Genomic DNA, 13,072 nt, shown 5'->3' on the forward strand with positions numbered 1-13,072 from the left:
GAACTCCATCATGGATGCGTTTGAACTCCCCGACACTCTGGCCCAGGCTCTTCAGCGTCGCGCCTTGCACACGCCGGATCGGCTGGCGCTGCGGTTCCTCACCGACGAGAAAGACCAGGGACTGGTGTTGACCTACCGTGACCTGGACCTGCGCGCGCGGACCATCGCCGCTGCGCTGCAACGTCAGGCCGTGCCGGGGGATCGGGCGATTCTGCTGTTTCACAGTGGGCCAGACTATGTCGCTGCGTTTTTCGGCTGCCTGTACGCCGGGGTCATTGCGGTGCCGGCTTACCCGCCGGAATCCAACCGTCGTCATCATCAGGAGCGGCTGCTGTCGATCATCGCCGATGCCGAGCCACGGCTGGTACTGACCGGTTCCGACCTGCAGCCCGCCTTGCTGCAGATGGATGAGCTGGCTGCTGCCGATGCCCCACAACTGCTCTGCGTCGATACGCTGGACAGTGCGTCTGCCGACAATTGGCAGGGGCCACAATTGCAGGCCGACGACATCGCGTTCCTGCAATACACCTCGGGCTCAACCGCCTTGCCCAAGGGCGTGCAGGTCAGCCATGGCAACCTGGTTGCCAACGAACTGTTGATTCGTCATGGCTTCGGCATCGACGTCAATCCGGACGACGTGATCGTCAGCTGGCTGCCGCTGTATCACGACATGGGCCTGATCGGCGGCTTGTTGCAGCCGATTTTCAGTGGCGTTCCGTGCATCCTGATGGCCCCCGCTTACTTCCTCACGCGGCCATTGCGCTGGCTGGAAGCTATCAGCGAATACGGCGGCACCATCAGCGGCGGGCCCGACTTTGCCTACCAGTTGTGCAGCGCGCGGGTCAGTGATTCTGCGCTGGAGCGGCTCGACCTGAGTCGCTGGCGCGTGGCGTATTCCGGCTCCGAGCCTATCCGCGAAGACAGCCTGAATGCGTTTGCCGAGAAGTTCGCCAGTTGCGGCTTCACGCCGGACAGCTTCATGGCCTCCTACGGGCTGGCCGAAGCCACGCTTTACGTGGCAGGTGGCAAGCGCGGCAAAGGCATTCCTTCACTGCGTTTGAATACTCAGGCGCTGGCGCGCAATGTGGCAGAGTTGGGCGACGGTCAGCCAGTCATGAGCTGCGGCACCGGCCAGCCGGGGCATGGCGTATTGATCGCCGACCCCGCCACCCTGCAAGTGCTGGACGAAAACCGTATCGGCGAAGTGTGGGCCAGCGGGCCGAGCATCGCCCACGGTTACTGGCGCAACCCTGAAGCCACCGCCAAGGCGTTCGTCCAGCATGACGGCCAGACCTGGCTGCGCACCGGCGATCTGGGCTTTCAGCGGCACGGCGAGTTGTACATCACCGGCCGTTTGAAAGACATGCTGATCGTCCGTGGCCACAACCTGTACCCACAGGACATCGAGAAAGTCGTCGAGCGCGAGGTCGATGTGGTGCGCAAAGGCCGTATTGCGGCATTTGCGGTCAATCAGGACGGTAGCGAAGGCATTGGGATCGCTGCCGAAGTGAGCCGCAGCGTGCAGAAAATGCTGTCCGCCGAGGCGCTGATCAAGATCATTCGCCAGGCCGTTGCCGAGGCGTTTCAAGAAGCGCCGAGCGTTGTGGTGCTGCTCAATCCGGGTGCTCTGCCCAAAACTTCCAGCGGCAAGTTGCAACGTTCGGCCTGCCGCACGCGTCTGGCCGACGGCAGCCTGGACAGCTACGCGGTGTTTCCCGCGAACGATGCAACGCATCAAAACCGGACCCTGAGCACAGGATCGGACCTGCAAGCGCAGATCGCCAGTGTCTGGTGCGAGCATTTGCAGTGTGAGCAGGTCAGCGCCGACGATCATTTCTTCCTGCTGGGCGGCAACTCCATCGTCGCCACCCAGGTAGTGGCCCGGTTACGTGAAACACTGGGCATCGACCTGAACCTGCGCCTGCTGTTCGAAGCGCCGACGTTGGCCGCCTTTGCGGCGCAGATCGAAGCGCTTCAAATCGCCGCATCGCAAGGCGACAGCCAGACGCAGAACGCTATCGCCCGGCTGCCCGGCAACGAACAGCTGCCGCAATCGCTGGCACAGAATCGCCTGTGGTTCCTTTGGCAACTCGACCCGCAAAGCAGCGCCTACAACATTCCCGGTGGCCTGTACCTGCGTGGCGAACTGGACACTACGGCGTTGCGTACCAGCTTCCAGCGCCTGATCGAGCGCCATGAATCGCTGCGTACGCGCTTCTATGAGCATGACGGTGTCGCCCTACAGCGCATCGACGCGCCCGGTGAGTTCCATTTCGATACCGTGGATATCAGCGATCTGCCGAGCGAAGAACGCCAGACCCGTGCGCTGGCGATCCGTGAAGAGCAGGCGCGTCTGCCGTTCGATCTGCAAAACGGTCCGCTGCTGCGCGTTACGCTGCTGCAACTCGACGAAGAAGAGCATCAGTTGCTGGTCACGCTGCACCACATCATTGCCGATGGCTGGTCGCTGAATGTGCTGATCGACGAATTCTCGCGCCTCTACGCGTCGGCAGTTCAGGGGCAGCCACTGGAACTGGCACCTCTGCCACTGCGTTACGCCGACTATGGCCAATGGCAGCGCGAATGGCTGGCAAACGGCGAGGCCGAGCGCCAGCTCGACTACTGGAAGCAGCAACTGGGCGATGAGCAGCCGACCCTGGAATTGAGCACTGATCGTCCGCGCTCGGCACGTCAGCAGCACAGCGCTTCGCGTTATAGCGTGCGCCTGAGTGCCGAGCTGAGCGCCGCCGTACGCAACACCGCGCAAGCCTGGCAATCAACGTCGTTCATGCTCTTGCTGGCGGGCTTCCAGGCCTTGTTGCATCGCTACAGCGGGCAGACCGACATTCGCATCGGCGTGCCCGGTGCCAACCGTCCGCGCCATGAAACCCAGGGCCTGATCGGCTTCTTCATCAACACCCTGGTGCTGCGTGCGCAACTTGACCCGCGCCTGCCGTTTTCCACACTGCTGGCCCAGACCCGCCAGGCCGCGCTGGAAGCTCAGGCGCATCAGGACGTGCCGTTCGAACAACTGGTCGAAGCGTTTCCGCAGGCCCGCGAACACGGGCTGTTTCAAGTCATGTTCAACCACCAGCAACGCGACCTCGGCGCACTGCGTCGCCTGCCGGGGTTGCTCGCCGAAGAACTGCCGTGGCACAGCCGCGAGGCCAAGTTCGACCTGCAATTGCACAGCGAGGAAGACCGTAACGGTCGTCTCAACCTGTCCTTCGATTACGCCGACGAGCTGTTCGAACGCGACACCATTGTGCGTCTGGCGCGGCACTACGTTCAGTTGCTGACCCAGGTCAGCCAGCAGGCGCAGGTTGCGTTGGGCGACGTGCAATTGCTCGGCGCTGACGAGCTGGCCGAGCAGACGCAGTGGAGCGCTGCCGCCTGCACGCCTGCACACGTCTGGCTGCCTGAAATGCTGGAGCGTCAGGCACTACAGACTCCCGAGCGCATTGCGCTGGTCTGGGAGGGCGGCAGCCTCGATTTCGCCAGCCTGCATGCCCAGGCCAACCGTCTGGCACATTACCTGCGCGACAAGGGCGTCGGCCCGGATATCAAAGTGGCAATTGCCGCCGAGCGTTCGCCGCAACTGTTGATCGGTCTGCTGGCAATCCTCAAGGCCGGGGGCGCCTACGTGCCGCTGGACCCGGATTACCCGATTGAACGACTGGCCTACATGCTGCAAGACAGCGGCGTCGAGCTGCTGTTGACCCAGAGCCATCTGCTCGGCGACCTGCCGGGCGCAGACGGGGTCTGCACGGTTGCGATGGACATGCTGCACCTGGACAGCTGGCCGGTCAGCGCGCCGGGCCTGCATTTGAGCGGCGACAATCTCGCGTACGTGATTTACACCTCCGGCTCCACTGGTCAGCCCAAAGGCGTCGGCAACACCCACGGTGCACTGGCCGAGCGCCTGCAATGGATGCAGGACACTTATGGGTTGAGTGAAAGCGACGTGCTGATGCAGAAGGCGCCGATCAGCTTTGACGTGTCGGTCTGGGAATGTTTCTGGCCGCTGATTACCGGTTGCCGCCTGCTGCTGGCAGGCCCCGGCGAACACCGCGACCCGCACCGCATCGCGCAACTGGTCAACGAGCACGGTGTGACCACGCTGCACTTTGTGCCGCCCCTGTTGCAGCTGTTTGTCGACGAGCCGCTGGCGCAGCAATGCACCAGCCTGCGTCGCCTGTTCTCTGGCGGCGAAGCGTTGCCGAGCGAACTGCGCAACCGGGTGCTGGAGCAACTTCCGGGCGTACAACTGCACAACCGTTATGGCCCGACCGAAACCGCGATCAACGTCACCCATTGGCAATGCCAGGTTAGCGACGGCTTGCGTTCGCCGATTGGCCGTCCGCTGGGTAACGTGCTGTGCCGGGTGCTGGACAGCGAGCTCAACCCGCTGCCGCGCGGGGTTGCCGGGGAACTGTGCATCGGTGGCATTGGCCTGGCACGCGGTTATCTGAACCGTCCAGGGCTCACCGCCGAACGCTTTATCGCCGATCCGCTGGGCCAGCCAGGTGAGCGCTTGTACCGCACCGGCGACCTGGTGCGCTGGGCCGCTGACGGTGCGCTGGAATACCTTGGGCGTCTGGATCAGCAGGTCAAACTGCGTGGCTTCCGCGTCGAACCGCAGGAGATCGAAGCCCGGCTGCTGGCCCAGCCGGGCGTCGGTCATGCTGCCGTGCTGGTGCGCGAAACCGCCGCTGGCCGGCAACTGATCGGTTATTACACGGCCGAAATCGGGCAGGACGTTCAGGCCGAGCGCATCAAGTCGGCGCTGGCGCTGGAACTGCCGGATTACATGGTCCCGGCGCAACTGGTGCGCCTCGACAGTATGCCGCTGAGCCCGAGTGGCAAGCTGGACCGACGCGCCTTGCCCGAGCCGCAATGGCAGACTCGCGAGCATGTCGAGCCGCAAACCGACCTGCAAAAGCAGGTCGCCGCCGTCTGGCGCCAAGTGCTGGGCGTGCCGCGCGTCGGCCTGCGCGACGACTTTTTCGAGCTGGGCGGGCACTCGTTGCTGGCCACGCAGATTATTTCCCGCGTGCGTCAGGCCTGCGATATCGATTTGCCGTTGCGTGCGCTGTTCGAAGCCAGCGAGCTGGGCGCGTTTGTCGAACAGGTTCAAACCATTCAACTGTCCGGCGAACGCAGCAGCCTGCAGCCGATTGCCCGCGTTGACCGCAGTCAAGCGGTGCCGCTGTCCTATTCGCAACAGCGCATGTGGTTCCTCTGGCAGATGGAACCGGACAGCCCGGCGTACAACGTCGGCGGCATGGCTCGACTGAACGGCGTGCTCGATATCGAACGTTTCGAAGCCGCGCTGCAAGCCTTGATCCTGCGCCACGAAACCCTGCGCACCACCTTCCCGAGCGTCAACGGCGTAGCCTGCCAGAAGGTCAGCGAACAGACCGGCCTGCGCGTGCAGTGGCAGGATTACTCGGCGCTGCCTGCCGAGCTTCGTCAGCAGCGCCTTCAGGCACTGGCCGACAGCGAGGCGCATCAGCCTTTTGATCTGGAGACCGGTCCGCTGCTGCGTGCCTGTCTGGTCAAGGCGGCTGATCTTGAGCATTACTTCGTTCTGACCCTGCACCACATCGTCACCGAAGGCTGGGCGATGGATATTTTCGCTCGCGAACTGGGCCTGCTCTACGAGGCGTTTCTTGACGGCAAGCCGTCGCCGCTGGAGCCGCTGGCGGTGCAATACCTTGATTACAGTGTCTGGCAGCGTCAGTGGATGGAGGCGGGTGAGCGCCAGCGCCAGCTGGATTACTGGACCGCGCAACTGGGCAACGAACATCCGTTGCTGGAATTGCCCAGCGACCGGCCGCGCCCGCCGGTACAAAGTCATCAGGGCGAACTGTACCGTTTCGACCTGAATCCCGAACTGGCCGCTAAAGTCCGCGCGTTCAACGCGCGCAATGGCTTGACCCTGTTCATGACCATGACCGCCACACTGGCAGTGCTGCTCTACCGTTACAGCGGCCAGAATGACCTGCGCATCGGTGCGCCGGTGGCCAACCGCATCCGTCCGGAAAGCGAAGGGCTGATCGGCGCGTTTCTCAACACCCAGGTGCTGCGCGTGCAGCTTGACGGGCAAATGAGCGTTGCGCAGCTGTTTGAACAGGTTCGTCACACCGTCATTGAAGGCCAGTCGCATCAGGACCTGCCGTTCGATCATCTGGTCGAAGCCCTGCAACCGCCACGCAGCGCGGCCTACAACCCGCTGTTTCAGGTGATGTGCAACGTGCAGCGCTGGGAATTCCAGCAAAGTCGCGAGCTGGCGGGCATGACCGTCGACTATCTGGTCAACGATGCGCGTGCCACCAAATTCGACCTCAACCTGGAGGTCACCGAACTGGATCACCGCCTGGGTTGCTGCCTGACCTACAGCACCGATCTGTTTGACGAGCCGCGCATCGCGCAGATGGCCGAGCACTGGCTGAACCTGCTGCAAGCACTGCTCGCCGACCCGCAACAGCGCCTGAGTGAACTGCCGCTGTTGCTGGACGCCGAGCGTCAGCAGTTGCTCGACAGCCTCGGCGTCGAAGCCGGCGAACAACGGCTTGATCAGTGCATTCACAGCCTGTTCGCCGAACAGGCGCTGCTGCGCGCAGAGGCGCCGGCGCTGACCTTTGCCGGTGAAACCCTGAGCTACACCGAGCTGGACGCCCGCGCCAACCAACTGGCGTGGATGCTGCGCGAGCGCGGCGTCGGCCCGCAGGTTCGCGTCGGTCTGGCGCTGCCGCGCTCGCTGGACATGGTCGTCGGCCTGCTGGCGATCCTCAAGGCCGGTGGTGCGTATGTGCCACTGGATCCGGAATATCCGCTGGAACGCCTGCACTACATGATCGAAGACAGCGGCGTCGGCCTGCTGTTGAGCGACCGTGCATTGCTTGCCGCGCTGGGCGAGTTGCCTGCCGGTGTTGCCCGCTGGTGCCTGGAAGACGATCAGCTGCTGCTGGAGTCTTTTTCGTCCGATGAACTGCCGTTTATCAGCCTGCCGCAGCATCAGGCGTACCTGATTTACACCTCCGGCTCGACCGGCAAGCCCAAGGGTGTGGTGGTGTCCCACGGTGAAATCGCCATGCATTGTCAGGCGGTGATTCGTCGCTTCGACATGCAGCCCGATGACTGCGAACTGCATTTCTATTCGATCAACTTCGATGCCGCCACCGAGCGTCTGTTGGTGCCGTTGCTCAGCGGCGCGCGCGTGGTATTGCGCGCTCAAGGTCAGTGGGACGCCGAAGAAATCTGCACGCTGATTCGCCAGCAGCAGGTCAATATTCTCGGCTTCACCCCCAGCTATGGCAGCCAGTTGGCGCAGTGGCTGGCCACTCAAGGCCAGACCTTGCCGGTGCGTATGTGCATCACTGGCGGTGAAGCGCTGACCGGTGAACACTTGCAGCGCATTCGCGCAGTGTTCCAGCCGGAACTGTTGTTCAACGCCTATGGCCCGACCGAAACCGTGGTCATGCCGTTGGCCAGCCTGGCCCCGCAGCAACTGGAAGAGGGCGAAGCCAGCGTACCGATCGGTCGTGTGGTCGGCGCGCGGGTTGCCTATATTCTCGACGCCGATCTGGCCCTGGTGCCGCAGGGCGCGAGCGGCGAACTTTACATCGGCGGTGCCGGTCTGGCGCAGGGCTACCATCAGCGCCCCGGCATGAGCGCCGAGCGCTTCGTGGCCGACCCGTTTGCCAGCAACGGCGGGCGTCTGTATCGCACCGGTGACCTGGTGCGCCAGCGCGCCGACGGGCTGGTGGAGTACGTGGGGCGTATCGACCATCAGGTGAAGATCCGCGGCTTCCGTATCGAACTGGGGGAAATCGAAACCCGTTTGCTGGAACACGAGGCCATCCGCGAAGCCGTAGTGCTGGCGCTGGACACGCCGTCGGGCAAGCAACTGGCGGGTTATCTGGTCAGTGATGTGGCCGGGCAGGGCGACGAGCAGCAGGCGCAATTGCGTGAATCGCTCAAGTCGCACCTCAAGGCGCAGTTGCCGGATTACATGGTGCCAACCCACCTGATTCTGCTCGACAGCATGCCGCTGACCGCCAACGGCAAACTTGATCGACGGGCATTGCCTGCACCGGACCCGGAACTCAATCGTCAGCACTACGTAGCCCCGGCCAGTGAACTGGAGCAACAGCTGGCGGCGATCTGGTGTGCGGTGCTGAATGTGGAGAAAGTCGGCCTCAACGACAACTTCTTCGAACTGGGCGGCGATTCGATCCTGTCGATTCAGGTGGTCAGCCGGGCGCGTCAGGTGGGTATTCATTTCAGCCCGCGTGATCTGTTCCAGCACCAGACCGTGCAGACCCTGGCTGCCGTGGCGACCGCCAGCGAACTGATTCAGGCTGAACAGGGCCTGCTGCAAGGCGCGTCGGCCCTGACGCCGATTCAGCACTGGTTCTTCGACACGCCGATCCCCGAGCGTCAGCACTGGAACCAGTCGCTGGTGCTGGAGCCGCTCAATGCACTCGACCCGCGTCTGCTGGAGCAGGCGTTGCGTGCACTGCTCGAACAGCATGACGCATTGCGCCTGAGCTTCACCGGGCAAAACGGCAAATGGCAGGCTGAACACCGTGCAGTGACGGCAGAAACCTTGCTGATTCAGGCACGGGTTGCGGACATGGCCGAGTGTGCGGCGCTGTACGCCGACACCCAGCGCAGTCTCGATCTGCAAAACGGCCCGCTGTTGCGCGCCTTGCTGGTCGATGGTCCGCAGGGTCAGCAACGTCTGCTGCTGGTCATTCACCACTTGGTGGTCGATGGCGTTTCGTGGCGGGTGCTGCTCGACGATTTGCAAACGGCCTATCGACAGTTGAGCGAAGCAACGCCAGTGCGCTTTGCCGCCAAGACCAGTGCGTTCCGTGACTGGGCCGCACGTTTGCAGGCCTACGCGGGTAACGAATCGTTACGTGAAGAGCTGCACGTGTGGCAGCGTCAGCTTGGCGGTCCAGCGGCGCAGTTGCCGTGCCACAACCCGCAGGGCGGCCAGCAGAATCGTCATGCGCAAACCGTCAGCGTGCGGCTGGATGCCGAACGTACCCGACAACTGCTGCAACAGGCACCCAGCGCTTACCGCACTCAGGTCAACGACCTGCTGCTGACGGCGCTGGCGCAAGTGGTCTGCCGCTGGAGCGGGCAACCATCGACGCTGGTCCAACTGGAAGGACACGGCCGCGAAACCCTGTTTGACGACATCGACCTGACCCGCACGGTCGGCTGGTTCACCAGCGCTTATCCGCTGCGCCTCACGCCAGCGGTGGCTGGCGATGCAGCGCCGGGCGAGTCGATCAAGGCGATCAAGGAGCAACTGCGTCAGGTGCCGCACAAAGGCCTGGGCTATGGCGTGCTGCGTTATCTGGCCGACAGTGCCAGCAAAGCCGCCATGCAGGCGCTGCCGGTGGCACCGATCACCTTCAACTACCTCGGTCAGTTCGACCAGAGCTTCGCCAGCGATGCGTTGTTCCGTCCGCTGGAAGAGTCAGCGGGCGCGGCCCACGATCCGCATGCGCCGCTGCCCAACGAGCTGAGCATCGACAGCCAGGTGTATGGCGGCGAACTGCTGCTGCGCTGGACCTTCAGTGCCGAGCGTTATCAACCTGCGGCTATCGAAGCGCTGGCGCAGGACTACCTGACCCGTTTGCAGGCGCTGATCGCCCATTGCCTGAGCGATGGAAGCGGCGGCCTGACGCCTTCGGACTTCCCGCTGGCCGATCTGGATCAGGCGCAACTCGACGCACTGCCGGTCGCTGCGACGCACATCGAGGACGTCTACCCGCTGACACCAATGCAGGAGGGCATGTTGCTGCACACCCTGCTGGAACCGGGCACCGGCCTGTATTACATGCAGGACCGCTACCGCATCAACAGCGCGCTCGACCCGGAGCGTTTTGCCCAGGCCTGGCAGGCGGTGATCGCCCGTCATGAAGCGCTGCGCGCCTCGTTCTGCTGGGACATCGGCGAAACCATGCTGCAGGTCATCCACAAGCCGGGCAGCACGCCGATTGATTATCTGGACTGGCGTGATGTACCGGAGGACCAGCAGGAGCCGCGTTTGCAGACCTTGCTCAAGTCCGAGCGCGAGGCAGGTTTCAATCTGCTCGATCAGCCGCCGTTCCACCTGCGCCTGATTCGCGTCGACGAGGCACGCTACTGGTTCATGATGAGCAACCACCACATCCTCATCGATGCCTGGTGCCGTTCGCTGCTGATGAACGACTTCTTCGATATCTACACTGCGCTGGGCGAAGGCCGCGATGCGCAACTGACCCCTGCACCGCGTTATCGCGACTACATCGGCTGGCTGCAACGTCGTGGCCTGGCGCAGGCGCGGGATTGGTGGCAAGACAACCTGCGCGGCTTCGAACGACCGACGCCGATCCCCAGCGACCGGCCGTTCCTGCGTGAACATGCGGGCGACAGCGGCGGCATGGTCGTGGGCGATTGCTATACCCGCCTTGATGAACGCGACGGCGCACAACTGCGCGAGCTGGCGCAGCAGCATCAACTGACCGTCAACACCTTCGCCCAGGCAGCGTGGGCCTTGACCCTGCGGCGCATGAGCGGTGATCGCGACGTGGTGTTCGGCGTCACGGTGGCCGGTCGTCCGGTGGAGCTGCCACAAATGCAGCGCACCGTCGGGCTGTTCATCAACACCATCGCGCTGCGCGTCGGCATGCCCGGCGACGATCAGCGTTGCAGCGTGCGCCAGTGGCTGAGTCAGTTGCTGGACAGCAACATGCAACTGCGCGAGTACGAATACCTGCCGCTGGTGACCATCCAGGAAAACAGCGAACTGCCCAAAGGCCAGCCGCTGTTCGACAGCCTGTTCGTGTTCGAGAACGCACCGGTGGAAGTTTCGGTGCTCGACCGTGCGCAAAGCCTCAACGCCACGTCGGATTCCGGCCGCACCCACACCAACTATCCGCTGACGGCCGTCTGCTATCCGGGTGATGACCTGGGCCTGCACCTGTCTTACGACCAGCGTTATTTCGACGAATCCACCGTGCAGAACATGCTCGGCGAGTTCAAGCGCCTGCTGCTGGCGCTGATCGAAGGCTTCCACGGCGACATGAGCGAACTGGCACTGCTCAGCGAGCAGGAACGCTCGTTCCTGATTGAGGGCTGCAACCAGAGCGAGCACGCGTACCCGCTGGATAAAAGCTACGTCGAACTGTTCGAAGCACAGGTCGCGGCGCATCCGCAGCGTATTGCGGTCAGTTGCCTGGAGCGCCAGCTTAGCTATGCCGAGTTGAATATTGCCAGCAACCGTCTGGGCCATGCCCTGATCGAGGCCGGTGTCAGTTTCGATCAGCCGGTTGCCTTGCTCGCCGAGCGTGGCGTTGAACTGCTGGGCATGATAATCGGCAGCTTCAAGGCCGGTGGCGGTTACCTGCCGCTGGACCCGGCGCTGCCCGATTCGCGACTGAGCGGCATCATTGGCCAGAGCGGCACGCCGCTGCTGGTGTGCAGCGCGCAATATCTGGAACAGGGCAGGGCGCTACTTGAAGCGCTGCCCGAGTCCGCTCGTCCGCAGTTGCTGGTCTGGGAAACTGTGCAGCAGAGCGAATCAGCGCAGCACAACCCCGGCCGCTACAGCGCACCGGAAAACCTCGCTTACGTGATTTTCACCTCCGGCTCCACCGGGCTGCCGAAGGGCGTGATGGTCGAGCAGCGCGGCATGCTCAACAACCAGTTGAGCAAGGTGCCATACCTGAACCTGAGCGACAGCGATGTGATCGCCCAGACCGCTTCGCAAAGTTTCGACATCTCGGTCTGGCAGTTCCTCGCTGCGCCGCTGTTTGGCGCGCGGGTGGACATTGTGCCGAACGACATCGCCCGCGATCCGCAAGCCCTGTTGGCGCATGTGCAGGCCCAGCGCATCAGCGTGCTGGAAAGCGTGCCGTCGCTGATAACCGGCCTTCTCGCCGAGCAGCAGGCAACGCTCGACAGCCTGCGCTGGATGCTGCCTACCGGCGAAGCCATGCCGCCCGAGCTGGCCAGCCAGTGGCTGCAACGCTACCCGCAGATTGGGCTGGTAAATGCCTATGGCCCGGCTGAGTGTTCCGACGACGTGGCGTTCTTCCGCGTTGATGCAGCGTCCACACGCAGCGCTTATCTGCCGATCGGTTCGCCGACCGACAACAACCGCCTGTACCTGCTCGACGAAGCGCTGGACCTCGTGCCGCTGGGCGCAGTGGGTGAGCTGTGCGTGGCCGGGGCCGGAGTCGGCCGTGGTTACGTCGCTGATCCCTCGCGCAGCGTGCCGGTGTTCGTGCCGCATCCGTTCGGTGCACCGGGCGAGCGTCTATACCGCACCGGTGACTTGGCGCGGCGGCGCAAGGACGGCGTGCTGGAATACGTCGGCCGGGTCGACCATCAGGTGAAGATTCGCGGTTATCGCATCGAGCTGGGCGAAATCGAAACCCGCTTGCTGGAGCATTCGGCGATCCGCGAGACGGTGGTGCTGGACGTCGACGGTCCGTTGGGCAAAGTGCTGGCGGCCTATCTGGTGCCAAGCGCTGCCACGCCGGATCACGATGCGCTGCGAGACGAGGTGAAAAACCACCTCAAGGCCAGCCTGCCGGACTACATGGTGCCTGCGCATCTGGTGCTGCTGGAAGCCATGCCACTGACGCCGAACGGCAAGCTCGACCGCAAGGCCCTGCCTGCGCCGGACGTCAGTCAGGCACAGCAGGAATACCTCGCGCCGCAGACCGAGATGGAGCAGCAACTGGCGACCATCTGGGCCGATGTGCTCAAGGTCGAGCGGGTAGGCATTACCGACAACTTCTTCGAGTTGGGAGGGCATTCGCTGCTCGCTACCCAGGTCGTCACCCGTGCGCAGAAGCTGCTGCAGCGCAACGTGCCATTACGAGCGATGTTCGAATTCAACACCGTTCAGGCGTTGGCCGAGCATCTGCAAAGCCTTGGCGGAGCGCAGGTTGACGAGCAGAAATTCGACCGTCTGGCGGACTTGATGGCGGAGCTGGAAGGGCTCTGATCGGCCTCTCGTCGGCGCGCTGGCGTTGCGGATAAAAAACTCGTTACCGGG

General features: G+C 63.4%; 1 protein-coding gene. It reads left to right on the plus strand.

Annotated features, from left to right (window positions below; all coding sequences use genetic code 11):
• The first annotated feature begins 10 nt into the window (after window positions 1-10).
• Window positions 11-13,021, plus strand: a complete 13,011-nt coding sequence (locus tag KP808_RS08975) for a non-ribosomal peptide synthetase (protein ID WP_326839559.1) — start codon at window positions 11-13, stop codon at window positions 13,019-13,021.
• The last annotated feature ends 51 nt before the right edge of the window (window positions 13,022-13,072 follow it).

This window comes from Pseudomonas savastanoi, assembly GCF_020917325.1.
GTDB classification, from domain to species: domain Bacteria; phylum Pseudomonadota; class Gammaproteobacteria; order Pseudomonadales; family Pseudomonadaceae; genus Aquipseudomonas; species Aquipseudomonas amygdali.